The organism is Stenotrophomonas lacuserhaii (assembly GCF_014836545.1).
GTDB classification, from domain to species: Bacteria; Pseudomonadota; Gammaproteobacteria; order Xanthomonadales; family Xanthomonadaceae; genus Stenotrophomonas; species Stenotrophomonas lacuserhaii.
In genome coordinates this window covers 197,306-221,201 of sequence record NZ_JACSQS010000004.1, presented here as the reverse complement: position 1 = coordinate 221,201, position 23,896 = coordinate 197,306, and the positions used below count along the sequence as shown (strand labels likewise).

Sequence of the window (23,896 nt, the reverse complement as noted above, 5' to 3'; positions counted from 1 at the left end):
ACCAAGGCCGATCAATCCTTGGTGACGCGGTTGATCTCGGCCAGGCTGGTCACGCCCTTGCTGGCCTTCACCAGCGCCGACTGGCGCAGGTCGTTCACCCCGATCGCCTGGGCGGCTTCGGCGATCTGCAGCGCATTGCCGCCGGCCAGGATGATCGTGGAAATCTCATCGGTCATCGGCATCACCTGGTAGATACCGGTACGGCCCTTGTAGCCTTCGGTGCATTCATCGCAGCCAACGGCTTCATACAGCTCGATACCCGCATCCAGCTGGGCCTGGGTGAAGCCTTCGGCCAGCAGTGCGTGCGCCGGCAGCTCGGTGCGGCGCTTGCAGTTGTTGCACAGCCGGCGCGCCAAGCGCTGGGCGATCACCAACGTCACCGAACTGGTGATGTTGTACGGCGCGATACCCATGTTCATCAGGCGCGCGATGGTCTGCGGTGCATCGTTGGTATGCAGCGTGGACAGCACCATGTGGCCGGTCTGCGCGGCCTTGATCGCGATCTCGGCGGTTTCCAGGTCGCGGATTTCGCCGACCATGATGATGTCCGGATCCTGGCGCAGGAACGAGCGCAGTGCCGCAGCGAAGGTCATGCCGCGCTTGTTGTTCTGCTGCACCTGGTTGACGCCGGGCAGGCGGATTTCCACCGGGTCTTCGGCGGTGGAGATATTGCGCGTTTCATCGTTGAGGATGCCCAGCGCGGTATACAGCGAAACCGTCTTGCCCGAACCGGTCGGGCCGGTCACCAGCACCATGCCGTACGGCTTGTGGATGGCGTCCTTGAACAGTTTCTCCTGGTCCGCTTCGTAGCCCAGCTTGTCGATGCCCAGCTTGGCCGCGCTGCCGTCCAGGATACGCAGCACCACCTTTTCACCGAACAGAGTCGGCAGGGTGCTGACGCGGAAGTCGATCTGCTTGGTCTTGCTCAGGTTGAGCTTGATGCGCCCATCCTGCGGCACGCGCTTTTCAGCGATATCCAGCTGCGCCATGACCTTCAGGCGCGCGGCGATGCGCTGGTTCAATTTCACCGGTGCACGCGCCACCATCTTCAACAGGCCGTCGATGCGCAGGCGCACGCGGTAGTCGTCTTCGTAGGGCTCGAAATGGATATCCGAGGCGCCCTTGCGGATCGCATCCACCAGCACCTTGTTGACGAACTTCACCACCGGGGTGTCATCGCCCTTGGCGTCGATCCCCGAATCACCGGCGCTGTTGTCGTCGTCGGTACCGATTTCCAGGTTGGCCATGCCCTCGTCGTCGTCGCCCATCTGCGAGGACATCGAATCGTGGCTGGTCTGCCATTGCTCCAGCGTGCGGCGGATCTGGTCTTCATCCACCAGGATCGGTTCCACCACCAGGTTGGTGTGGAACTTGATTTCATCCAGCGAATGGGTCGGGTCGCTGGTGCCCACGTACAGCTTGCCGCCGCGCCTGAACAGCGGCAGCACGTGGTGCTTGCGCAGCAGCTCTTCGCTCACCAGCTTGATCGCGCTCTGGTTGGCATCGAACACGCCGACATCGAACAGCGGCATGCCGAATTCAAGCGAATTGGCGGCGGCCAGCTGGGCGGCGGTGACGACCTTGTTCTGCGCGAACCACTGCGGCAGCGGCAGCCGCGCAGCGGTCGCCTTGGCCATCGCATCGCGTGCGCCGGCTTCATCCAGCGCCCCGTCCTGGACCAGCCGACGGGCAATACCGGTGATGCCGACGAGATTTGCGGTGGCGACTGCGTTCATGCGGTTCCTCATTGTGTGCCGCCCGGCGCATCCCGCCCCGTACAGCTGCATATTGGTCCGCTGCTGGCTCCCCCTGCAGCAGGCTCCATCTTACCCTGAGACCGCCGATTTCACCGCGCCCACCGTAGCTGTCGAGCTTGCTCGACACCCCTCCTCGTTGGCGCTTTCACGAACCGACGCCGATCAGACAACGCCGCCGGGTAGCGTGCTGCTCGGAGCTCATGGTCCATGCAGCCGGCTCGCGTGCGTGCTTGAGGAATTCTTCAAAATTGTTGTGTAGACTTGTGTAGCAAGGGCGCATCTGGGCTAATACGCCCATGCCCGGATGGAGGACCTGATGTTCTATCCCGTATACGTCCACCACGAACCAGGCGCCGCCTACGGCATCACCATTCCTGATCTTCCTGGCGTCTTCTCTGCGGCCGACGAAGCCGCCGATATTCCACGCATGGTGCAAGAGGCAGTAGAAGCCATGTATGAAGGCGAATCAGCCGGCCCTGGGCCCGCATCGCCATTGGATCGCTACAGCCAGAGCGACGAATACACCGGTGGCTTCTGGATGCTGATTGATGTCGACCTGTCCAAGCTCAGCACGAGAGCAGTACGCTTGAATATCAGCCTGCCAGAGTATCTGGTGGGTAGGATCGATGAAGCAGCGGCGTTGCGGCGTATGTCCCGATCGGCGTATCTGGCTTTGGCCGCGGAACATGAGTTGGGCGGCGTGGCTGGCCGCAACCAAGGAGGCTCCAAGCAGTCTCCCGCATCGCTGACTTCGTGAGCCGTGGGACACGCGCGCCACTGGGCCGCTGCGGATCACGTTGAAAATCAGGTTTTGAGGGTGCCCTTGGGCACCTCCAGACGGATCCATCTCTGCACCGACATCAACGGCCCGGGTGCCGGGTAAATATAGTCCCCCCTCAAACCATCTCCACCCGCAACTGCACACCCAGCGCCCGCATCACGCCCAGCACGCTGTCGAAGTACAGGGGACGGGTACCGTTCAACTGCCGGCGCATGGTTTCGTCGCTCAGCCCGCACTCGCGTGCCGCATGCTGGATGCCATGCAGTTCGGCAGCCAGCAGCAGCGAGCGCGCGAACGTGGATTCCTCATAATTGGCCATGTGCAGGCGGGCATCCAGATACTCGGCCGTCTCGGCGGCGCGGTGGTTGGCCACGCGGACGTTGGCACGCTCATAGGGCGTCATGGCGGGCTCCACATGGTATCGGCCGATGACCGCACCAGGTCGCGCCCGGACAGGATCAGACCCTCCACCATCAGGCTGCTGACATTGCCTTCCGACTGCACGTCCTGTTTACCCAGATGCACCGCGTGCAGGACTTCGAAGATCCCTGCCAACGCCTGCAGTGTGCGGATGGGAACGGCGATCAGGGCAGCGCGCTGGGGTTCCTCACCGCCGTCGTCAACCGTCGGCGCAGCATCGTCTTCGATGTCTGACACCAAGCGCAGCGGCACCACGACATGCTTGTTGGTGCGTGAGGTTTCGAACGCTTCCAGCCGCTGCTCCAGGCGTTCGATGAAGTGCGGTGGGAAGTCGAGCATCTTGTCGCCCAGCAGGGGGTACAGCCGCTTGGCGGCAAGGGGGGTAATGCGATTCCATCTGCGTACCTCGCAAGGCTGGAGGCCACCGGCGCCGAAGCGTCAGGTGGCGGGCGATGCGGGTTGGGATACCGGTGACGCCTGCCAGGCCAAGCGCTCAGCACGGCGGCCGGACCCATCGCGAACTCGTTCAGCGTGCCCGCACCGAAGCAAAGCCACGCCCACCGCGACACGCACGCTCCCGTAGTGTCGAGCTTGCTCGACACCTACCTGCTCTACGGTAGTGGCGGCCGCTGGCCGTCAACATCTGCCCGGGTGGGTGACGACCGTTGGTCGTCACGCCTTTGCCTTTGTCCTTCCCGCTGCGCTCGCCGAGCACGGCTCGGCGCTACCTTTCCTGCTTCCCCAACGCCGCCATATAGGTCAGCAATCTCAACCGCCCGCTGGCCCGCGCATCAGTCCCCAGCGAGGTCCAATAGCGATCCGACAATGCCCGCGCCAGCGCCGTATCGCCACTGGCCCACGCCGCGTACTGCATCGCCCCGAACAGGTAATAACCCGATCGCGCGTCGGCCAGCAGGGCAACACTGTGCGGGCCCTCCAGCAGGCGCTGGCCGCTTTCCAGAACCTGCGCGTGATCATCGGTGGCCGCCGCAGACACCAGCGCCAGCGCATCGATGACCGTAGGATCGCGCAACGGACATGGCCGCCACGTCGGCCGCACCCACAGGGCCTCGCGCTCAGCAGGCGCCAGGAACGGCACCGTTTCACCAGCCAGGAAGAACACCAGCCCGGCCGTTTCCAGCGGCGTGATCTCCAGTTCACAGCGCTCACCCAGGGCACGCAGCGCATCGGCCAACGCATGGTCGCCACCGCCCGGCAAGTCCGCCCCGTGCTGCAGCCGCTGCGACAACAGATAGGCCGTGCTGCGACGTTGCAGCACCTGCAGGTTCAGCTGGGCGCCTTCCGCCGGGGGTACGCGCGGCTCCGGCCCGCCCCACGCACGGGTCAGCGGCCAGGGCGCGGTCATGATCGACTCCACGTCCCCCACATACCCCTGCTGGAAACGCGCCACCGGCGCGCGCAGGGTCAGGATTGGGTGGTAATCAGAATGACGCGGCGAAGGATACAACGCGGGGTAAGCACGCAGCGCGGCATCCCCCATCGCGTAGGTATCGCGCAGGTCATCCAAACCGTGCACACCCACGCGCGCCAGTTCGGCACGCAGCGCCGGATGTTCGAACACACCCGCATTGAGTTCGGGCAGCTTTCCCTTCGGCGTGGCCACGATGATCAGGTCTGAATCATTCGCCAGATAGGCACGCACATCGCTGAAATGATCGACCAGTCCGTCCAGCACGGAGGACACCAGTTCCGGCGTGATTTCATACAACTGCAGCCACTGTACGAACAGGCCGCCGTCGTTGAGCTGGCCCGGCACGAACGCGTAGAACTCATCGCTGAACAACGACGCCGTACCGCCCACCCATGGATTGGAGGGCTCGGAAATGATCAGGTCGTAGCGGCGCCCACTGCCGGCAAAATGCGCCTTGGCATCATCGATGACGATGTGCGAACGCGGATCATCATAGGCGCGCGACACACGATCACCGAACAGCCTGGCGCCCTCCACCATGGCCGGCTCGATCTCCACGGTATCCACCTGGCCGACGCGCGGATCGCCAAGCAACGTATGCGTGGTCAACCCGGAACCGAAGCCGATCACCCCCACCCGCTCGAAGCCATGACCCAGCGCAAGCGGCAGCGCGCCGAGCAGCACCATGGTGGATTCATCGCCGCTGGGCTCCTGATCCACGCTGACCGTCATGCCCGCATCCACCTTGCCATTGGTGGCAATGGAGCGCACCGGTCCCGCCCCGCGATCGGTCTCGAACACCGACACCGTGGCCGTCTGCCCGTCCTTGAAGAACAACATCTTCGCGCTGTCATGCAAGCGCGCACCGCCATGCCGGTACACCGAAGAACTGAGCACCAGCGGATCAAACCGCACCAGCGCCACCGCCGCGATCACGCCAACAATCCCCAGCCCCACAGCAAGTGCAGCGCCTCTATGGGTGGCGACCTGTTCTTGCTCTTGGTGGGTGGCGACCGTTGGTCGCCACGCTTTTGATCCTGCTACTGCCCCAACCCCCACAACCCCACCCGGCCACAACAACCAAACCCCCAGCCCCACATCCACCACCGCCGCCACCAGCAACGCGTACTTCAGCCCCAACATCGGCATCAGCACATGCACCGCCGCCAGCACACCCACAATCGCGCCCACCGTATTGAACGCATACACCTGCCCGATGACCTTCTCACCGCGCCCCTGCCGCAACAGCGCCAGCGTCAACAACGGCAGCGTCATGCCCGCGAAAAACGCAGCCGGGAACATCACCAGCACCGCAATAACCGCACTGGCCACGCTGTACAACCCGTAGCCTTCCGCACTGCGCACGATCACCCGCATCAGCCAGCCGACCCATTCGAACGCCTGCGCATAGACGAACATCGAAGCCAGGGCAGCCAAGCCCATCAGCACCTGCACCCATCCGGCCGCCCGCAGCGGCGAGACCATGCGATCCGCACGATGACGCAGCCACAGCCCGCCAAACGCAATGCCGGCAATGAACGCCGCGAGCATCAACTCAAAGGAATGCAGCGTAGTGCCCAGCGCAAGCGACAGCATGCGCACCCAGGTAATTTCATAAACGAACGAACTCGCCCCGGTCAGCAGCGCAATACAAAGCACCGCCACCACCGTCCGATCTCGCCCCACAGGTGGTGTCGAGCTAGCTCGACACCCTCCCTCAAAATCCCTCGCCCCACCAGGTAGTGTCGAGCTTGCTCGACACCCAACACCCGACTCCCCACCCCGCGCCAGCGGATAAATCAGCACCGCCACCAGGACATTAAACGCCCCCGCCACCATCACCGCGCCCGGCAACCCCAGCGCCGGCAACAACAGATACGTGGACGCCAGCGCCCCCGCCGCCGCACCAATGCTGTTGGCGAAATACAAGCCGGCCAGCACTTCCCCCTGCGCCTGTGGCTGCACGCGCAGGTAACCAGCGCTCATCAGCGGGAAAGTGGCCCCGAGCAGAATGCACTGCGGCAACACCAGCACGGTGGCGATTGTCCAGCGCACTGCCGTGGCGCCCTGCCCGTCAAGGCCGGGCAGCAGGTGGGCGTAAGCCCAGCCGGTGACGCCCTGGAAGATGCCATCGAAGGCGAGGCCGAGCAGGCCGATCAGCAGTTCGATGGCCGCGTAGGCGAGCAACGGGTAGCGCCAGTCAGTGCTGCGGCGGCTTGCCCACCATGCGCCGATGGCCATGCCGCCCATGAAGAGCATCAGGACCAGGGACTGGGCGTGGGACGAATGACCGAGGAACAGGCCGAGGTACTGGCTCCAGAGGGACTGGTAGATCAGGCCTGCGAAGCCGGAGAGGATGAAGATGGGGAGGAGGTAGAGGGCTGTGTTGCGCTGGCTGTCCAAAAAAGCGAGCACTCAGGTGTGGAGGCACACACGTTTTCGCATTATTGGGCCAGTACTTTCAACCCGAATCCCTACGCAAAGGCGCTTCGAAGCAGGGAGCAGGGCGGACGGACACCCCGGCTTCCGACTTAGGCATCCGGCTGCACGCGCACCGGCCTAACGCTCTCGCTCTCTTTGATCGTCGGACAGGGCCAATATCTCCGCCGAATGAGCCGTGCTATTCGTGCGGGCAACCCTTAGGGGCGACCTCTTCTGGTGCACTCGTCGTACAGCTCCAAATCCCGCTTGCGGCGGCGTAGGTTATCTTCACCGTCGAGGACTGCACTTTCTTGTTAACCCCGTCGCCCCTCATCGAGGCAGTAATCACGCAGGGATTGGCCTCCTCTGCATTTATGCTGGCGACGTATTTTCCCGATGTCACCGCGTCGCTAGGGATAGAACAGGAAGTAGCTGAATTGTCGTTTGAAAACTGTTCCCCGACAGGCGTTTTGAAGCCACCCAATAAGACAATTGCCTCGGACAGCTGGCTTCGTGCCGTGTAGTCGTTGTATTGAGGAATGGCGATCGCCGCCAGTACCGCGATAATCGCCACAACGATCATCAATTCTATTAAAGTGAATCCGCGGTAGTTCTTCATACCAAGCGCCCCCTTGCGCCGTTAAAAAAAAGCCCCGGTACAACCGGGGCTCTTTTGCTACCTTTAGAACTAAACTCTTACGCGCAAGCCTTCGGCTTGACTTCTGCCGGAGCATCGGTGCTGCAGGTCCAAGCACCGGTAGCCGGCACGAAGGTCAGTTCGACCTTCTTGCCATTGACCTTCTCGTTCACACCAGTGGTCTTCATCGTGGCGGCAACTACACAGCCGGCATCACCGCCCGTGGCGGTGAGCGAAGCGACATACTTGCCCGTGGAGACAGCGCCCGTGGGCTTGGCGCACGAGGTGCCGGCATTGTCCTGAGCATAGGCTTCAGCGATCGGGGTCTTCAGCCCGCTAGCCAAGGTGAAAGCTTCCGACAGCTGGGCGCGCGCAGTGTAGTCGTTGTACTGCGGGATGGCGATCGCGGCCAGGATTGCGATGATCGCGACGACGATCATCAGTTCGATCAGGGTAAAGCCCTTCTGGTTCTTCATTTTTACATCCCCAAGGAATTAGGTGGTGTGGAAAGGAACTGCTGCCGGAGCCGGTGGTCCCACCGGTTGAGCGGGCCGCAGCACCTTGCAGAGGGAAACTAAGCAGGTTGCGTGCCAACTTCCCCGGCACGGCCACCTCATCTCCCCAGCGGCAATGATGCCAGCATTTCCCCTATTGGGAAGCCCTTATTCCGGGTTCTGCGATGGGACCGGCAATGTGACGCGGCGCGTCACCTTTGGCCCTTGCCGACTTGCCGCCCGCGTCACCTCGCCGCCGGGCTGCCCAGGAGGTCAGGAATCCGCTAGCATCTGCGGCTAGATGCCTGCTGGGGATGGCAGGCCGGGGAGCCAAAAAATGTCAGCAAGTCGCAGTGCGATCAAGAAACAGCCCGTGGCGCGCAGCACCATGGAGTTGGCGCCTTTTGTCTGGGAGGGGACCGACAAGCGCGGCGTCAAGATGAAAGGCGAGCAGCTGGCCAAGAATGCCAATCTTCTTAAGGCGGAGCTTCGGCGTCAGGGCATCACGCCAAAAGTCGTAAAGTCGAAAGGTAAACCACTGTTCGGGCAGGCTGGTCAGCCTGTATCTGCGAAAGACATCGCCTTCTTCAGCCGCCAGATGGCGACCATGATGAAGTCGGGTGTGCCTATCGTTTCGTCGCTTGAAATCATCGGCGGGGGTCACAAGAACCCGCGGATGAAGAAGATGGTCGACACCATCCGCACGGATATCGAGGGAGGCTCGTCGCTGTACGAAGCGATCAGCAAGCACCCCGTTCAGTTCGATGAGCTTTACCGGAATCTAGTTCGTGCCGGTGAGGGCGCAGGTGTGTTGGAGACCGTGCTCGATACCGTGGCGAACTATAAAGAGAACATCGAAGCACTGAAGAGCAAGATCAAGAAGGCCTTGTTCTACCCGCTCATGGTCATCGTTGTTGCGATTCTGGTTAGCGGCATCATGCTGGTGTTTGTGGTTCCCCAGTTTGAAGAAGTTTTCCGAGGCTTCGGCGCAGACCTGCCTGCGTTCACGCAGCTGATCGTGAACGCATCAAGATTCCTGGTCGCCTGGTGGTGGTTGATCCTTATTATCGTCGGAGGCTCGGCAGTAGGCGCGATCATGGCCTACAAGCGATCGCCGAGAATGCAGCACACGATGGATCGGGTGATCCTCAAAGTGCCAGTGATCGGCCAGATCATGCACAACAGCTCGATCGCCCGCTTCGCCCGCACTACCGCTGTGACCTTCAAGGCGGGTGTGCCGCTGGTGGAAGCACTCGGCATCGTCGCTGGCGCCACCGGCAACAAGGTCTACGAAGAGGCCGTGCTGCGCATGCGTGATGACGTGTCGGTCGGTTACCCGGTCAACATGGCGATGAAGCAGGTCAACATCTTCCCGCACATGGTGGTGCAGATGACGGCCATCGGCGAAGAGGCCGGCGCGCTGGATACCATGCTGTTCAAGGTGGCCGAATACTTCGAGCAGGAAGTGAACAACGCCGTCGACGCGCTGAGCAGCCTGCTGGAACCGATGATCATGGTCTTCATTGGCGTGGTCGTTGGCGGTATGGTGATCGGTATGTACCTGCCTATCTTCAAACTCGGCGCGGTGGTTGGATAACAAATGGCATTTCTAGACCAGCATCCGGTCCTCGGCTACCCCGCCGCGGCCGGCCTGGGGTTGCTGCTCGGCAGCTTCCTCAACGTCGTCATCCTGCGCCTGCCCAAGCGGCTGGAATGGCAGTGGAAGCGCGACGCGCACGAGGTGCTGGAGCAGGAGGACATCTACGAGCCGCCGCCGCCGGGCATCGTGGTGGAGCCTTCGCACTGCCCGCACTGCAAGCACAAGCTGTCGTGGTACGAGAACATCCCGCTGTTCAGCTGGGTGATCCAAGGCGGAAAGTGTCGCCATTGCAAGGCCCCGATCTCCATCCAGTACCCGCTGGTGGAGCTGCTGACCGCCGTGCTGGTGCTCGCCAGCGTGTGGCAGTTCGGCTTCGGCTGGCAAGGCTTTGGCGCTATCGTGCTGTCCTGTTTCCTGGTGGCGTTGTCGGGCATCGACATGCGCACCCAGCTGCTGCCGGACCAATTGACCCTGCCTTTGATGTGGCTGGGGTTGATCGGCGCGGTCGACAATCTGTACATGCCCGCCAAGCCTGCCCTGCTGGGCGCACTGGTGGGCTACCTGTCGCTGTGGTCGGTGTGGTGGATCTTCAAACAGCTGACCGGCAAGGAAGGCATGGGCCACGGCGATTTCAAGCTGCTGGCCGCACTGGGCGCGTGGTGCGGGCTGAAAGGCGTACTGCCGATCATCCTGCTCTCTTCGGTGGTGGGTGCCGTGGTCGGCTCGATCTGGCTCTACAGCCGGGGCCGTGACCGCGCCACGCCGATTCCCTTCGGGCCCTACCTGGCCATCGCCGGCTGGCTGGTCTTCATGTGGGGCGAGCCGCTGATTGACGGCTACCTGAGATACGCCGGCCTGCGATGAGCCGGTTCGTCGTCGGCCTGACCGGGGGCATAGCCTCCGGCAAGAGCGAGGTGAGCCGGCGCTTCGAGGCGCTGGGGGTGACCGTCGCCGATGCCGACCTGGCCGCGCGTGCGGTGGTGGCGCCGGGCAGCCCGGCGCTGGCCATGATTTCCGAACGGTTCGGGCCCGGCATGCTGCTGGGCGATGGCGCGCTGGACCGCGCGCGGCTGCGTGCCCATGTGTTTGCCGATGTGGCCGAACGCAAGGCACTGGAAGCGATCACCCACCCCGCCATCCGCGAGCTGCTGCGCACGCAATGCGAGCAGGCGGAAGGCCCCTATGCCATCGCGGCGATTCCGCTGCTGACCGAGGCCGGTGGGCGTGCGGCCTATGGCTGGCTGGACAGGATCCTGGTGGTGGACGCGCCGGAGGCCCTGCAGCTTGCCCGGCTGATGCAGCGCGATGGCAATGATGCGGTGCTGGCACAGCGGATGATCGATGCGCAGGCTAGTCGGGCACAGCGGTTGGCGTTGGCCGATGACGTAGTGGCCAATGATGGGCACCCGGATGCGCTGCAGGCGCAGGTGGAGCGGTTGCATGGGGCTTATTTGAAGCTGGCGCTGACCGGCCAGTAGTCGGCCGCGCCCACTTTCGGCTGGGCTTCAATCCAGCGCCTGCATACGTACGATGACGCGCACGACGGAATCGATCTGCGCCCTTATCGCGAGTTCTCGATCACCAAGCTCACCGGGCTGGAAAATCAACTCCTCGAAACTACGGTCGCTGCAGTGGAAAGCGTTGAGGCAGAGTTCCAGCATGACCTCCCCGCCAGGTTGGCAGGCCGCTCCCATTCTGCACGCGACAACCGACATGACCGCCAAGGCGTCATTTGGCTTGACCACAGTGCCGAGGTGGCGGGTGAAGCCGGCACTGTCTTCGCTGCCCAACAGGGCATGCAGGGCGCGCCCATCGGCCTCCCGCAATGCGCGCTCCCACGCGGCAGCAATGCGCTCGGGCCTGCCTTCGCCCGATGAACGGAACGCCGCCATCGCCTGCGCAGGTACGTCCCCTCGGGTTGCGGCGGCATCGATCCAGAGCGCGGCCGCCTCTGCAGGAACGCGCTGCCCACCATCCAGTGACTGGCATTGTTGGAGACGAAATTGTGCAGCCCCGACGAGCAGTGCGCGTTCTTCTGCAGTCGAGAGATTCGCTGCCATGCTGCGCGCGCTTCGCAGGTAGTCGTCCGCCGGGCTCGCGAGCGCTGGCAAGCATCGCAGGTACGCTTGGCCGAGCTCACGCTGGGCAATCGCATTGCCTTGGTCAGCCTGCCATTGCAGGGCCGAAAGGTCTGCTGATTGGTGGCTACGCCAGAACGCGGTCGCCCGGGACTCGGCCAAGGTATCCGGGCCGTTCACTGCCTGCGTTTCATGCGCCGGTTCGGACACGCCTTTGGTCGGCGGTGATTCGGCGGCGTTCAGCGAAGGCATTGTGGAAGAAGGTTCTTCGTGTACGCGCCATGCAACAGCACCTGATGCTATTACACAGGCCAGTGCCACGGCTGCTGCTTTCCATCGCATCCCGCCTCCTGTTTCAGTGCTCTTGGCCTGAAGCGTACGGCACGCGCGCACGCTGTGCGAGCTGGTGAAAGATCGACGGTAGCGCCAAGCCCTGCTCGGCGAGCGCAGCGGCAGGGCCCTGACGGCCAGCGGCCAAGGGCGTGACGACCAACGGTCGTCACCCACCAAAGGCAAGGGCGAAGCGAGCTAAGCGCCGGCGCCTTACGGCAGGCGTAACCGCAGTGCGAGCACGCTGGCTCACCGGTTACACGACCGAAACGTAAGCAGTTGCCCGATGGAGGCAGGATCCTCCACCGCCGCACATTCGTCCGAACAGCAGCCACTCCACTCCTGGCGATGGCGCAATGACTGTACCCGTTTCGGGTACACTTGGCGAAGCGGCAATGGTTGTTCTCAAACGACGTGATTTTTCGCGGTGGCAACATAGCGAAAAGCTCCCCGACGCGGCTTTGTGCAAGGCCGTTGAGGAACTGAGGTGCGGACTGTTCGACGTTGATCTGGGCGGTCAGCTTTTCAAGAAGAGGATCGGCCGTGCCGGTTGCGGGAAGAGTGGCGGCTATCGAACCCTGATCTCAGCGCGCATCGGTCAGCGATATGTTTTCCTGCATGGTTACGCGAAGAATGAGAGGGCAAATATCACCCCTGAAGAGCGAAAGGCGATGCAGTTCGCGGGTAAGGCACTGCTGAACCTTGAGCCCTTGGATCTAGCCAAAGCACTCAGGTGCGGCATATTGTTGGAGGTGCGGTGTGACTAGCAGACTGATTGAATCGCTGCGCGGCGACATGCAGGCTTTGCAGGACATGGGCGCGATCAGCAAGCTCACGATGCGTGAGTTCGACGCGATGTGTCCGCCACCGGTCAGGAACTTCAGTGCGGCCGACATCAAGCGGCTGCGGGAGGAACTGAGGTTCAGCCAGCCAGTCTTTGCGCTTCACCTGCACACGTCCGTGTCCACGATCCGAAAGTGGGAACAGGGCGAGACCCATCCCGCAGGCCCTGCCCTGAAGTTGCTCAACATCATTGCCGACCGGGGCCTGCAGGCCATCCTATGAAGCCGCGACGAGTGCAAGCGTGGCGGTAGGTACGTGACGACCGACGGTCGTCACGTACCAAGGGCAAGGGCAAAGGCAAAACCTGACGGCCAGCGGCCGTCACTACCGATTTCCGGGCTAGCCGAGCAGCTTCGGGGCGAAGGTCAGGGTGGCCACTACGCCGCGGTCGCCGCCGGGGCGCACGCTCACCTGCCAGCCGTACAGGTCGCACAGGCGGCTGACGATCGACAGGCCGATACCGCCGCCCTGCGAGTGGCCGGCATGGGTGCCGCGGTAGCCGCGCTGGAACAGCTTGGCGGCGTCTTCTTCGCTCAGGCCGGGGCCGCTGTCGGCCACCGATACGGCATTGTTGCCGACGTTGACCCGCACTTCGCCGTCCTGCGAATACTTCACCGCATTGCCGATCAGGTTGCCCAACGCCACCGACAACGCAGACTCCGGCGCGTCCACGATCACGTCGCGGGCGCCTTCCAGGGTCAGCGTGATCGGCTTGCCACCCAGCTGCGCGCGGTGCGACTCCAGCAGCTGCTCGGCCACTCGCGCCACGTTGCTGGTGCCCTGCCCGCGCTCGTTGCGCGACAGCAGCAGCAAGGCGCCAATCAGATCGCTGCACTGCTGCTCGGCACGCTGGATGCGCTGCAGGCGCTGCAGTACTTTTTCGTCCAGCCCGGGCCGGGTCAGCAGCAGTTCGGTGGCACCACGGATCACGGCCAGCGGGGTGCGCAGTTCGTGGCTGACGTCGGCGTTGAACTCGCGGTCGCGCTGCACCACTTCGGTCAGCCGCGACGAATAATCATCCAGCGCCTGCGCCAGCTGGCCGACTTCGTCGTCCGGGAAGCGCGGGGCCAGCGGTTCGGGATCACTGGTGCCGCCACGGTAGGCGCGCAGCCGCTTGGCCAGATCCGATACCGGCTTCATCACCTTCGATGCCGACCACCAGCCCAGCACCAGCGACAGCAGGCTGAACACCAGCACGGACAGGAACAGCGCGCGGTTGAGCTGCGTCTCCCCGCGCAGGCTTTCGGTCATGTCATAGGCAAGGAAGAACCACGCCTGGGGTGTCTTGCGCACCGCAAGCTTGTACGAATACGGCTGGCCGCTATCATCGGTGCCACTGACGCTGTGGATGCCGTCGGTGAATTCGTACCAGTCGGGTTCTTCCTGGCGCAGCGCTTCGAAGCGGTCCGGCTTGACCAGCCGGGCGAACATCTGCTGCACGGGAAGATCGGGATTACGACTGGAATCGGACGCGAAACGCCGCGCATATTCGTCGATATTCCGATTCATCACGTCTTCGACGAGCTGGTTTTCCACCCGCATGCGCGCCCAGTTGGTGGCGAACGCAAACAGCGTGGTCAGGCAGAAGCCCAACAGCACGAAAGAGACGATGATGCGGCTGCGCAGCCGGCGACGGTAAGGTCCGCGCCGGCGTGCCCGCCTGGGTGCTGCGTTTTCAGGCATCCGGCGCGGCGATCCGGTAACCGATGCCATGGCGGGTCTGGATCATCGGCACTTCGAACGGCTTGTCCACCACCGCACGCAGGCCATGAATATGCACGCGCAGCGAATCCGAATCCGGCAGTTCCTCGCCCCATACGCGGGTTTCCAGCTCCTGGCGGGTCACCACGGCCGGTGAGGCTTCCATCAGTGCCTGCAGGATCTTCAGCGCGGTCGGGTTGAGCTGCAGCAGCTTGCCCTGGCGGCGCACTTCCAGCGTATCCAGGTTGTATTCCAGGTCGCCGGTTTCCAGCACGCGGGTCTGCACGCCCTTGCCGCGGCGCGAAAGCGCATTCAGGCGCACTTCCACTTCCTGCAGCGCGAACGGCTTGATCAGATAATCGTCGGCACCGGAATCGAAACCGGCCAGCTTGTTGTCCAGCGAATCACGCGCGGTCAGCATCAGCACCGGGGTCTGCTTGCGCGCTTCGTTGCGCAGCTTACGACAGACTTCGATGCCATCCATGCCGGGCAGGTTGAGGTCCAGCACGATGGCGTCGAACTCGTGCACCACGGCCAGGTGAAGGCCGGTCACGCCGTCGGCGGCGAAGTCCACCGTGTGGCCGCGGTCCTCGAGGTAGTCGCCGAGGTTGGCGGCAATATCACTGTTGTCTTCGATGACGAGAATTCGCACTGGGACCTCTGTTTCATGATGGGGTGCCGGGGTCGGCATGGCCGCAACCCGCAGGTTGCGACCCGGGGGCTGTCGCCGGCTGACGCCAACCATACAGACCCGGGCATTAACATTTCACACGAAACCGCGCGCAGGTAGCGTCAAGGTCACCGATTGGTGTGCTGGAAGCGACGCAGGCCCTCCTTGGAATCTTCCTGCATCTTGCGACGCTGGGCCACGGTCAGGCACACCCGCTCCGGAAAGTTGCTGCCGGTGGCGCGCTCGCGGCGGCAGACCATGCGGCTGTCCGCATGGGCGCGGCTGAGGATGGTATTGACCACTGCTTGGTCATTCAGGATGTCGGTCTGGGCCTGCGGGGTGGTCTGCTCGACGCTGTCGTGGTTGCCGAGCCGGGTGCGGATGCGGTTGATCGCCGCGCTGACCTTGCTCTTGTCTTCCATGCTCACTTCGCTGTAGTGCTCGCTGTACAGCGCGCGCTCCACACCGGCCAACTGCTCCTGGGGGGACACCTTCACGTTGAGCTGGACCGGCGCCTGGGTATTGCCGGCCGCCGATTCGGACTGCACGTAGGCCTGGGCTGACAGGCTGGTCAAGCCGAGGGCGATGGCAAAGGCCACGGTGTGAAGCGTTTTCATTCTGGACTCCTACTTGAAAGATTCCCTGACTGTAAGAGTCATGTGAGGAAAGAATCAAGGAAGGAAAATACCGCCGCGGCGTAAACCTGGAAGAACGGGCGCATCAGGCCCTCCTGCGCCCGTTCAAAGCAAGGTACCGCCGCAGCTCAGAGCGTGCCCGCCTTCGGGTTGACGCGGTTGTAGTTGCGCAGGGCGTCGGCGCTGTTTTCGCGCGCCTCACGACGCTGGGCGACGGTCATGCACACATTGGTATGGCGGTTGCTGCCGGTCAGCCGCTCGCGCTGGCAGACCATCCGGCTGTCCGCATGGGCACGGGTCAGGATGGTGTTGATCAGCTCCTGATCGTTGAAGATCGCGGTGCGCTCCGCCGGATTGGCCTGTTCGACGGTCTGGTGTTCGCCCAGGTTGTCGCGGATGCGCGCGATGGCCGCGTTGACCTTGCTCTTGTCCTCAACGCCGATCTCACTGTACTGCTCGCTGTGCAGCGCCCCTTCCACGCGGGCCAGCTGCTGGGAGACCGATTCTTCGACATCCAGCTGCACCAGCGCGGAATCGCGAGCGGGCTTGGAATCAATCTTCGCGTGGGCGACACCGGCCACACCGAACGCAACGGCGAATACTGCAATCAGAACTGACTTCATCTGTGCTTCCTCCATGAACGAAACCCAACTGTACGAGCGATGGGCGGGTCGATCAAGCGAGTCGCTTGCGACATGGGCGGTCGCATAAAAAAGACCCGGACGTCTCCGTCCGGGTCTGAAGTTTCATATCCCGATACCGATCCTGCTGATGAGGCAGAGCTGCGGTTTGATGCACATTACGTCAGTGCCGATTAAAGGGTCGTTAAACCGGCGTCTCACGAGAAAAGAGAAGCGATTTTACGCACGTATTCAACGACTTACGATTTTTTCGACGTGCTGGATGATGCGTCCGGCGATATCGACCTTGCACGCCCCTTCAACCCCTTCCAGCCCCGGCGTGGAGTTCACTTCCAGCACCAGCGGACCGCGCGCGGAGCGGATCAGGTCCACCCCCGCCACGCTCAGCCCGAGCGCCTTGGCCGATCTCACCGCGACCTGCGCCTCGGCTCGGCTGGCCTTGGCCGCCTGGGCGGTGCCACCGGCATGCAGGTTGGAGCGGAAGTCGCCCTCCGGCGCTTGCCGCTGCATGGCCGCCACCACGTGGTCGCCGACCACCAGGCAGCGCAGGTCGGCGCCTTGGGCTTCGCCGATGAACTCCTGCATCAGAAAGTTGGCATACAGGCCGCGCAGGGCATCAACGATGCCGCGCGAGGCACTGGCCTTTTCGGTCAGGATGACCCCCCTGCCCTGCGTGCCTTCGTTGAGCTTCACCACGTGCGGTGGCGGGCCCAGCATGGACAGCAGGTCGACGGTGTCATCCGGGTTGTCGCCGAACACGGTGATCGGCATGTCGATGCCCTTGGCTGCCAGCAGCTGGTGCGCGCGCAGTTTGTCGCGCGAACGCAGGATGGCATCGGAGGGATTGGGGGTACGCGCGCCCATCAGTTCGAACTGGCGCAGCACGGCGGTGCCGTAGCGGGTCACCGAGGCGCCGATGCGCGGAATCACCGCATCCACCCCGGTCATCGGCCGCCCCTTGTAATGCATGCTGAAACCATCGGCGGCGATGCGCATGTAGCAGCGCAACGGATCGAGCACGCGCACCGTGTGGCCCCGGCTGCGCGCGGCCTCCACCAGGCGGCGGGTGGAGTACAGCTTGCTGTTGCGCGAAAGGATGGCGAGTTTCATCGGGGCCGGGCCGTGCGGAAGCGCGAAGCATAGCGTGTGCGCGATGACGATGCCCGGCGGTCGGGCACGAATGAGAGGACGCTGGTTTGGCCCTTGCCCTCGGTCCGCTCTCAGCGCTGCCAAGGCCGGAATGGGCCTCCCTGTCGCGCCTTGCGCGCCCCCCTCTACTGCTCTTCCGGAGCGCACCTTCACTGCACACAACGGTGAGGACGCGTCAGTGCTAATGCCCCATCGACACGCCGCTTTCTCATTGCCTTCACTAGGCTGAGTTTCCTGCACGAACTGAGAGGGGATGATGCGCCTTGGCATGATGGTCGGATGGCTGCTGGCACTATGTTGCGCTGCCAGCAGCGCGCTGGCCCACGCTCAGGCACCTGAGCTGACATTGACGCCGAAACAGCGTGCCTGGCTGCATGCGCATCCGGTCATCCGGGTCGGTGTTTATGACAACGATTGGTTGCCCTTTGAGAAAGTCGAAAACGCTCGGCTTTCCGGCTTCTCTCCGGAGACATTGCAGGCCGCAGCGACCGCACTTGGCGTGAGGCTGGAACCCAGGACCTATCCTAGCTGGGAGGCAGTGCTTGAGGCTGCCTGCGCAGGAGACATCGATGTGGTCATGGACGTACAGCTCACGTCCGCGCGTACCCGCTGCATGGTGTTCACGCAGAAATTTGCCGCGGCTCCCCTGGGCATGACGGCGCGCTCCAGTGATCGCCGGTCCATCACCAGCCTCGACCTGGTGGGTCTACGGATAGCAGTTGAAGATGATCAGGTCACAGCCGTCGGCGTCCGGGATCGCTATCCCCGCGCTCAGATCGTGCCTGCCAGCAGGACGCTGGCCGCCTTGAAGAGTGTGGCCCGTGAGGACGCCGACCTGTATATCGGCAACGCTTACGTCATACAGCACTTGACCAAGCAAAAATCGCTGAGCGGACTGACCCTGCTGCAGCCCCCCGACATTCCCCCCATGAATCTGTACTTTGGCGTCCCAAATGCCGCTCAGCCGTTGGCCGAAGCATTGGACGTGGCACTCAATTCGCTGCCAGAAGCGACGCGCGCTGCCCTGCGCGTGAAGTGGCTCACGCCCTTGGAATGGGCAGTCACCCCAGGCTTGAGATTCTCTCCTGAAGAGACCGAGGCCCTCGCTCAGCCAATAAGGTTGGGCGTTCCCCTGAATTGGGAACCCATCGCTTTTCGCGACAAACAGGGCAAACCGTCAGGGGTTGCCGGAGATTACCTGAAGCGATTCGTGGAAGCCGGTGCCAGGAATCTGCAGATCGTGGAATTCGAGGACGGCGAGGCGCTGCAGCGGGCAATGCGGGACAGGACGATAGATGCGGCACTGGCCGTCCCCATGACCAACGCGGCGGCAAGCGCGGGCTGGCGTTTCAGCGAGCCGTTCATCACCATTCCAAATGTCATCCTCACCCACGTTGGCGCACCCAGAGTCATTGACCTGCGCGATCTCAACCACCGCCGGGTCGTGCTGTCCGAGCCAGACAGGCTGGGACCGCTCATCAAGGCGCAAGCGCCTGATGTTCAACTCGTCACTGCAGCCGATGCGGCGACAGCCCTCAAGCTCCTGGACGGAGACGGTGCAGACGCCTATGTCGGCAATCTTGCTGTGGTGGATCCGTATCTCCGCGATGCGTACGCGGGGCGGCTGCAGATTGCTGCACCGGCGGGAACTGAGGACCGTTTGACGCTTGCGGCCTTTGGGAACAGCGCCGCCCTGGCCTCCGCGTTTGATCAGGTTGTCGGCAATGTGGCGGCAGGAGAACGGGAGCGCATACGAAACGATTGGCTGGGCGTTGGCGCCCAACCGGCGATCAATTGGCGGCGGATCATGCTGTGGACGTTGCCCGCCTTGTTGATTCTTCTGACTGGCAGCATTGTCCATACCGTTGGCCACATGCGGCTTCGACGCGAGGTGTCCCAGCGTCGCATTGCAGAGAATCGCCTGTCCCGGGTCACACGCAAGTTACCTGCCATCGTTTACCAGGTCCACCGCGCGCCGGATGGCACCTTCACTTTCCCCTATGTAGCAGGCGACGTCTTTTCACTTTTCGGCGTTGAGCTGTCAGACGTGCTTGAGGACGAGCGCGCGATGTTCGCTCGGGTCCATCCCGATGATCAACAGATGCTGGTCGAGGCGACAGAACTTGCGGCTGCCACAGGCACAGGGTTGTCATTCCAGTTCCGGGCGCTGTCGCCGGAAGGGTGGCGCTGGATTTACTCCAAGGGCGAGCTTATGGAAAGGACGGAAACCGGCACGGAGTGGAGCGGCTACTGGGTGGACGTGACCGAGTCGCACGAAGCGTCGATTGCGCTGGAAGACGCTATTGCAGTCGCAGAAAAAGCCGGCAAAGCGAAGGACGAGTTCCTGGCTACGATGAGCCACGAAATCCGCACGCCGATGAGTAGCGTCGCCGGCATGCTCGAAGTTCTTGGCCACACCGGCCTCGACCAGGAACAGAGTGCGATCCTCGCCAAGATCAATCGATCCTCGGCCGTATTGCGCCAATTGCTCAATGACACCCTGGACATGTCGAAGATCGAGGCAGGCGCGCTGACACTGGAATGGACCGCCGTTGATCTTGCCAATTCAGTGGACACGGTGCACGCGATGCTTGCCCCACAAGCCGCCGCCAAGGGGCTTGTCCTGTCGGCAACGCTCGCCCCTGCCGTCGCCAGCCGCGTGCTGGCCGATGAACTTCGACTGCAACAGATACTGATGAATCTCACCAGCAACGCCATCAAGTTCACCGCGCACGGTGAAGTGTCCATACGCGTCGACGTCGTGGCCGACGCGGTGGGTGAGCAACGCTTGGCCTTTTCTGTCACCGACTCTGGCATCGGCATCCCTGCCGACCAGCTGGAGCGCATCTTCGAGCCTTTCACCCAGGCAGACCTTTCAACCGCGCGAAAGTATGGCGGCACGGGTCTGGGCCTCAGCATCAGTCGTCGCTTGGCCGATCTGATGGGAGGCGAGCTGGAACTGAAGAGCACGCCAGGCCTGGGAACCTGCGCCGTTCTTTCCTTGCGCCTCGCCGTGTTGCCACCAGAACCGGCCACTGCTGGAGAGGTCGCACCGTCAGGCACTGGGCCAATACCCTTGTTGCCTGCCCCGCCACCGGGACGCAGATGGCGCGTTCTGGTAGCAGAAGACGATGCCACCAGCAGGGAGATCATCCAGTGGCGGATGGGGCAACTGGGCGTGGAATGCGTCGCCGTGGAGGACGGCGCACAGGCGCTCGCAGCGGTGCGCGACGGGCGGTTCGATCTCCTGGTGACGGATTGCCAGATGCCCGTGATGGACGGCTACACGCTGGCCCGGGAAATCCGAGCGTCGGAAGGATCAGCACGCGATCTGCCCATCATCGCGCTGACCGCGAGTATCTTCCCTGACGAGACCGCGCTGGGCGCGTCTGCTGGCATTGAAGAGCTGTTGCCCAAATCCGCGTCGCTCAACGAACTGGGGGATGCCGTCGCGCGTGCCCTGCGGAGTCGAACCGACGTAACACACCCGCTGCAGGGCGAGCCGTAGCCGGGCGTCTGCAAGGAACTGAGCCTTGTAGACAGCGCCCGGCGTTCGCTGGACCAGTACGACATCGAACATTGCGGCCAACCTGGCCAAGGCAGGTCGCTGCCCGCTGAGCCGCAGTGCTGCAGGCAGTTGGCGCGTTAAAAGCAACGGCATCAGGAGGACGTGTCGCTCCTTGAAATCGGCGCGACAGCATGCAACCTCCAAGCAATACGACTGAGGTGTGAACGTCGCGTGCACACCAGCGCAGCGAATGCTGGGCATGGCTCTCAATCACTTGCGGACTGATTTGGAACAGTGGAGCGGGTGAAGGGAATCGAACCCTCGTCAGTAGCTTGGGAAGCTACAGCTCTACCATTGAGCTACACCCGCATCGCGGAGCACAGTTTAGGCGGCGGGGTGGCATGAGCGCAATGCGCGCATGCGGTCACCTGACTGGTAGAGCCGACTTCAGTCGGCTGCACCGGCGCGTCAGAAATCCGGTCGGTGGAAGAAGCCGACTGAAGTCGGCTCTACCCATGTCCATGGTGGCCCGGAATGACGGCCAGCGGCTGTCATTCCGGGTGAGGGTCAGAACGCGCCGCTGAAGCTGGCGAAGATCGAGGTGTCCATCGCCTTCTTCTGCATCGTGGTCGCACTCAGGCCGATGTTGCTCTGCAGGCCGAACAGTTCCATGCGCGCACCCAGGATGGCGGTGGCATAGTCCTTGTCGAACTTCAGGCCCGGCACGCGGTAGCTGCCCACGCCCGGCAGGCTCTGCAGGAAGGCGCTGCCTTCCTGGCGGTCTTCGAACTCATGGTCGTAGGTGACCTGCACGTACGGCTTGATGCTGCCGCCGTCCAGGCGTGCCTGCCAGCCGAGGCGGCCGACGGTGGAATCAGCGTCCTGGTCGCTGTAGCCAAGTGCGGTGCTGCTCGGATTGCTTTCCAGGTAGCCGTCCAGCTTGACCTTCTGCCAGATCACTGCGGCCACCGGACCGTGGCGGAAGCTGCCTTCCTGGCCGAACTCGTAGCCGGCGTTCAGTGCCGCGGTCAGGTTGCTGCCTTCCGGCGAGCCTTTGTGTTCGCGGGTGGCCGGGCCAAGGTGCACCTTGCGGGTGACGTCGTAGTCCAGCCAGCTGTAGCTGACCTGGCCGTTCACCCAGGCGCGTTCGCCATACCAGCCGGCGAACAGGCCCACGGTGGTGTCGGACTGGGTGAAGTCGCCCTGGCTGTTGCCGAAATCGGCATCCATGCGGCCATAGCCGGCGAAGCCGCCGACGACCATGCCATCACGCGCCCAGTCGATGCCGAACAGGCCGGCCGGGGCCAGGCCGTCGTACAGGTCGGCGTGGTCGTACCGCTGCATGTCGCCACGCACGCCACCCCACCACGACAGGCCATCGGCCGGGGCGCCGCCCAGGTGCAGGCTGACCTGGTCAGCGCGCGAGCGACCCACCGTCTGTGCCGAATGCGTCAGCACCTGCTGCAGGCGCGGGGCTTCCAGCACCGAAACGGCGTACTGGCCGAGCATCTGGTGGGTGGCTGCGGAGGGATGTACGCCATCGGCGAATACATAGGCGTTGGCGGCATCGGGGGCGACCAGGCTGGTCGGGTTGCAGGTCACCGACGAGGCCGAGGTGCAGGCCATGTCGGTGACGTTGCGGAAGCCGTAGGCGGTCGGACTGGCGACGATCTCGCGCAGGATGGTGAAGGTGTCCAGCGGGATGAACTCGATGCCGGCCTGGGTCAGGCCGCCATACAACGCATTGTTGTAGGCCGTTCCCACGGCGGTGTACTGCGCCATGGCTGCCGGGCCACCGGCGCGGGCCATCGGGGTCAGGCCGATGTCCGGCAGGTTCGGCACCAGCACGTACTTGGCGCCAGCGGCCTGCAGGCTGCCGACGATGCCGATCTGGTTGGTCACCGCCGCCCCGATCACCGCCGGCGCCTGGGCCGGGTTGGTGATGCCGAACAGATCGTTGGGACCGCCCCACACGGTGTACAAAGCGTTGCCATCAGCCTTGCCGCCATTGGCCGCCAGGTAACGGGCCGCCTGGGTCTTCAGCGACGGCGTCGGGCCGAGCGCGCCGACCAGGTCGGTGGCTACGGTGGCACCACCGGCGGCATAGTTGTCACCGCTCTGGCCGTTGCCGTTCGGGGTGGCATTGGTGCCGTAGTAGTCGGCTACGTGCTCGGCCCATACCCAGGCCGGGTTGGTGGTGAACTTGCCGGTCACCGGCTGCACCGAAGGCGGCAGCAGCGGACGGAAGTAGCCGCTGTCGGTCAGGCTGTCGCCAAAGAACACCGTGCGGTTGAAGGCCGGATCGGCGGCCATCGCCGGCAACGCGGCAAGCGCGAGCGCCGCAGCGATCAGGGTGCGGACGGGACGTTTGCTGGACAACATGGGGAACTCCTGTGGGATCAAGCGCCGGCAATACGCCAGCGCACGGTGCAATGGTTTCATCAGCGCAGGCAAAGTCACGCTGCGCCGCGGCATGCATTGTCGCCTGGAGTCCCTTGAACACAACACTTGAGCGCTGGATGACAGATTGAACCTGCCTGCCATGGCCGTATCAGCGACAATAGCGACATGAACATCCAGCTCAATGGCCAATCCCGCACCCTGCCCCCCGGCGCCACCGTCCACGACCTGCTGCAGCACGAGCAGCTGCTTGAACGTCGCGTCGCGGTGGAAGTGAACAGCGAGATCATCACCCGCAGCCTGCATGCCACCCATGTGCTGGCCGACGGCGATGTGGTGGAGATCGTGCACGCGCTGGGCGGTGGTTGACGCTTGCCTTCGGTAGCGCCAAGCCATGCT

At 63.4% G+C, this 23,896-nt stretch carries 21 protein-coding genes and 1 tRNA gene; 8 read left to right on the top strand and 14 right to left on the bottom strand.

Annotated elements, in window-relative coordinates:
- Positions 1-11 precede the first annotated feature (11 nt).
- The gene (gene pilB / locus H9654_RS06420) at positions 12-1,736 is read right to left on the bottom strand and encodes a type IV-A pilus assembly ATPase PilB (RefSeq protein WP_101100949.1); all 1,725 of its coding nucleotides are present in this window, start codon (positions 1,734-1,736) and stop codon (positions 12-14) included.
- A gap of 337 nt (positions 1,737-2,073) precedes the next feature.
- Between pilB and H9654_RS06415 the strand changes: the two genes are divergently transcribed.
- Complete coding sequence (locus tag H9654_RS06415; RefSeq protein ID WP_191769907.1) at positions 2,074-2,514, top strand: type II toxin-antitoxin system HicB family antitoxin; 441 nt, start codon at positions 2,074-2,076, stop codon at positions 2,512-2,514.
- A 139-nt stretch (positions 2,515-2,653) separates the two neighbouring features.
- On the opposite strand, the gene H9654_RS06410 is transcribed toward H9654_RS06415, so the two are convergent.
- The 5 genes from H9654_RS06410 to H9654_RS06390 all read right to left on the bottom strand — a co-directional run bounded on the left by H9654_RS06410 (position 2,654) and on the right by H9654_RS06390 (position 7,924).
- A complete protein-coding gene (locus H9654_RS06410; protein WP_191769906.1) occupies positions 2,654-2,941 on the bottom strand; it encodes a helix-turn-helix domain-containing protein in 288 nt (95 codons plus the stop codon).
- Positions 2,938-3,297, bottom strand: coding sequence for a hypothetical protein (locus H9654_RS06405; protein ID WP_191769904.1), 360 nt, complete (start codon positions 3,295-3,297; stop codon positions 2,938-2,940). The genes H9654_RS06410 and H9654_RS06405 overlap by 4 nt, the downstream gene beginning before the upstream one ends.
- 385 nt (positions 3,298-3,682) lie before the next feature.
- On the bottom strand, positions 3,683-6,805 hold the full coding sequence (locus H9654_RS06400) for a fused MFS/spermidine synthase (protein WP_191769903.1): 3,123 nt from the start codon (positions 6,803-6,805) through the stop codon (positions 3,683-3,685).
- 205 nt (positions 6,806-7,010) lie between these two features.
- Positions 7,011-7,430 carry a pilin gene (locus H9654_RS06395; RefSeq protein WP_191769901.1) on the bottom strand — a complete coding sequence of 140 codons (420 nt, stop codon included), beginning with the start codon at positions 7,428-7,430 and terminating at the stop codon, positions 7,011-7,013.
- 77 nt (positions 7,431-7,507) lie between these two features.
- On the bottom strand, positions 7,508-7,924 hold the full coding sequence (locus tag H9654_RS06390) for a pilin (protein WP_191769899.1): 417 nt from the start codon (positions 7,922-7,924) through the stop codon (positions 7,508-7,510).
- Positions 7,925-8,279: 355 nt separating this feature from the next.
- On the opposite strand from H9654_RS06390, the gene H9654_RS06385 reads away from it, so the two are divergent.
- The 3 genes from H9654_RS06385 to coaE are packed head-to-tail and all read left to right on the top strand — an operon-like array spanning position 8,280 to position 11,020.
- Positions 8,280-9,539, top strand: coding sequence for a type II secretion system F family protein (locus tag H9654_RS06385; RefSeq protein WP_191769897.1), 1,260 nt, complete (start codon positions 8,280-8,282; stop codon positions 9,537-9,539).
- A gap of 3 nt (positions 9,540-9,542) precedes the next feature.
- Entirely contained in the window at positions 9,543-10,406 is an 864-nt protein-coding gene (locus H9654_RS06380; RefSeq protein ID WP_057687384.1) for a prepilin peptidase, read from the top strand.
- Positions 10,403-11,020, top strand: coding sequence for a dephospho-CoA kinase (gene coaE, locus H9654_RS06375; protein WP_191769895.1), 618 nt, complete (start codon positions 10,403-10,405; stop codon positions 11,018-11,020). Before H9654_RS06380 ends, coaE begins: the two co-directional genes overlap by 4 nt.
- Positions 11,021-11,047: 27 nt before the next feature.
- On the opposite strand, the gene H9654_RS06370 is transcribed toward coaE, so the two are convergent.
- Entirely contained in the window at positions 11,048-11,872 is an 825-nt protein-coding gene (locus H9654_RS06370; RefSeq protein ID WP_191769893.1) for a hypothetical protein, read from the bottom strand.
- A 434-nt stretch (positions 11,873-12,306) separates the two neighbouring features.
- Between H9654_RS06370 and H9654_RS06365 the strand changes: the two genes are divergently transcribed.
- Positions 12,307-12,717 (top strand): type II toxin-antitoxin system RelE/ParE family toxin, encoded by a 411-nt coding sequence (locus H9654_RS06365; RefSeq protein ID WP_455233757.1) that lies wholly within the window; start codon positions 12,307-12,309, stop codon positions 12,715-12,717.
- 46 nt (positions 12,718-12,763) lie between these two features.
- Positions 12,764-13,015, top strand: a complete 252-nt coding sequence (locus H9654_RS06360) for a helix-turn-helix domain-containing protein (protein ID WP_225211907.1) — start codon at positions 12,764-12,766, stop codon at positions 13,013-13,015.
- A gap of 117 nt (positions 13,016-13,132) precedes the next feature.
- On the opposite strand, the gene H9654_RS06355 is transcribed toward H9654_RS06360, so the two are convergent.
- From H9654_RS06355 to rimK, 5 genes are all read right to left on the bottom strand, one after another.
- Positions 13,133-14,476 carry a sensor histidine kinase gene (locus H9654_RS06355; RefSeq protein ID WP_191769891.1) on the bottom strand — a complete coding sequence of 448 codons (1,344 nt, stop codon included), beginning with the start codon at positions 14,474-14,476 and terminating at the stop codon, positions 13,133-13,135.
- A complete protein-coding gene (locus tag H9654_RS06350; RefSeq protein ID WP_057687381.1) occupies positions 14,469-15,146 on the bottom strand; it encodes a response regulator transcription factor in 678 nt (225 codons plus the stop codon). Before H9654_RS06350 ends, H9654_RS06355 begins: the two co-directional genes overlap by 8 nt.
- A gap of 146 nt (positions 15,147-15,292) precedes the next feature.
- On the bottom strand, positions 15,293-15,781 hold the full coding sequence (locus tag H9654_RS06345; RefSeq protein WP_191769890.1) for a hypothetical protein: 489 nt from the start codon (positions 15,779-15,781) through the stop codon (positions 15,293-15,295).
- A 146-nt stretch (positions 15,782-15,927) separates the two neighbouring features.
- Positions 15,928-16,422, bottom strand: coding sequence for a hypothetical protein (locus H9654_RS06340; protein ID WP_191769888.1), 495 nt, complete (start codon positions 16,420-16,422; stop codon positions 15,928-15,930).
- Between the two features lie 249 nt (positions 16,423-16,671).
- Positions 16,672-17,550, bottom strand: a complete 879-nt coding sequence (gene rimK / locus H9654_RS06335; protein ID WP_191769886.1) for a 30S ribosomal protein S6--L-glutamate ligase — start codon at positions 17,548-17,550, stop codon at positions 16,672-16,674.
- 292 nt (positions 17,551-17,842) lie between these two features.
- Between rimK and H9654_RS06330 the strand changes: the two genes are divergently transcribed.
- On the top strand, positions 17,843-21,097 hold the full coding sequence (locus H9654_RS06330) for an ATP-binding protein (protein ID WP_191769884.1): 3,255 nt from the start codon (positions 17,843-17,845) through the stop codon (positions 21,095-21,097).
- Between the two features lie 295 nt (positions 21,098-21,392).
- On the opposite strand, the gene H9654_RS06325 is transcribed toward H9654_RS06330, so the two are convergent.
- Positions 21,393-21,466: transfer RNA gene (locus H9654_RS06325), tRNA-Gly, on the bottom strand.
- A gap of 198 nt (positions 21,467-21,664) precedes the next feature.
- Positions 21,665-23,479 (bottom strand): autotransporter outer membrane beta-barrel domain-containing protein, encoded by a 1,815-nt coding sequence (locus H9654_RS06320; protein ID WP_191769882.1) that lies wholly within the window; start codon positions 23,477-23,479, stop codon positions 21,665-21,667.
- 186 nt (positions 23,480-23,665) lie between these two features.
- Between H9654_RS06320 and thiS the strand changes: the two genes are divergently transcribed.
- Positions 23,666-23,866 (top strand): sulfur carrier protein ThiS, encoded by a 201-nt coding sequence (gene thiS, locus H9654_RS06315; protein WP_101100859.1) that lies wholly within the window; start codon positions 23,666-23,668, stop codon positions 23,864-23,866.
- Positions 23,867-23,896 lie beyond the last annotated feature (30 nt).

What these genes read in the sequence shown, in the direction of transcription:
- H9654_RS06410 (WP_191769906.1), bottom strand. Translation starts at nt 2,941, where the DNA reads ATGACGCCCTATGAGCGTGCCAACGTCCGCGTGGCCAACCACCGCGCC.
- H9654_RS06395 (WP_191769901.1), bottom strand. Translation starts at nt 7,430, where the DNA reads ATGAAGAACTACCGCGGATTCACTTTAATAGAATTGATGATCGTTGTG.
- H9654_RS06345 (WP_191769890.1), bottom strand. Translation starts at nt 15,781, where the DNA reads ATGAAAACGCTTCACACCGTGGCCTTTGCCATCGCCCTCGGCTTGACC.
- H9654_RS06370 (WP_191769893.1), bottom strand. Translation starts at nt 11,872, where the DNA reads ATGCCTTCGCTGAACGCCGCCGAATCACCGCCGACCAAAGGCGTGTCC.
- H9654_RS06320 (WP_191769882.1), bottom strand. Translation starts at nt 23,479, where the DNA reads ATGTTGTCCAGCAAACGTCCCGTCCGCACCCTGATCGCTGCGGCGCTC.
- H9654_RS06390 (WP_191769899.1), bottom strand. Translation starts at nt 7,924, where the DNA reads ATGAAGAACCAGAAGGGCTTTACCCTGATCGAACTGATGATCGTCGTC.
- H9654_RS06360 (WP_225211907.1), top strand. Translation starts at nt 12,764, where the DNA reads ATGGGCGCGATCAGCAAGCTCACGATGCGTGAGTTCGACGCGATGTGT.
- pilB (WP_101100949.1), bottom strand. Translation starts at nt 1,736, where the DNA reads ATGAACGCAGTCGCCACCGCAAATCTCGTCGGCATCACCGGTATTGCC.
- H9654_RS06385 (WP_191769897.1), top strand. Translation starts at nt 8,280, where the DNA reads ATGTCAGCAAGTCGCAGTGCGATCAAGAAACAGCCCGTGGCGCGCAGC.
- H9654_RS06415 (WP_191769907.1), top strand. Translation starts at nt 2,074, where the DNA reads ATGTTCTATCCCGTATACGTCCACCACGAACCAGGCGCCGCCTACGGC.
- H9654_RS06365 (WP_455233757.1), top strand. Translation starts at nt 12,307, where the DNA reads ATGACTGTACCCGTTTCGGGTACACTTGGCGAAGCGGCAATGGTTGTT.
- coaE (WP_191769895.1), top strand. Translation starts at nt 10,403, where the DNA reads ATGAGCCGGTTCGTCGTCGGCCTGACCGGGGGCATAGCCTCCGGCAAG.
- H9654_RS06355 (WP_191769891.1), bottom strand. Translation starts at nt 14,476, where the DNA reads ATGCCTGAAAACGCAGCACCCAGGCGGGCACGCCGGCGCGGACCTTAC.
- H9654_RS06340 (WP_191769888.1), bottom strand. Translation starts at nt 16,422, where the DNA reads ATGAAGTCAGTTCTGATTGCAGTATTCGCCGTTGCGTTCGGTGTGGCC.
- H9654_RS06330 (WP_191769884.1), top strand. Translation starts at nt 17,843, where the DNA reads ATGATGCGCCTTGGCATGATGGTCGGATGGCTGCTGGCACTATGTTGC.
- rimK (WP_191769886.1), bottom strand. Translation starts at nt 17,550, where the DNA reads ATGAAACTCGCCATCCTTTCGCGCAACAGCAAGCTGTACTCCACCCGC.
- H9654_RS06380 (WP_057687384.1), top strand. Translation starts at nt 9,543, where the DNA reads ATGGCATTTCTAGACCAGCATCCGGTCCTCGGCTACCCCGCCGCGGCC.
- H9654_RS06405 (WP_191769904.1), bottom strand. Translation starts at nt 3,297, where the DNA reads ATGCTCGACTTCCCACCGCACTTCATCGAACGCCTGGAGCAGCGGCTG.
- thiS (WP_101100859.1), top strand. Translation starts at nt 23,666, where the DNA reads ATGAACATCCAGCTCAATGGCCAATCCCGCACCCTGCCCCCCGGCGCC.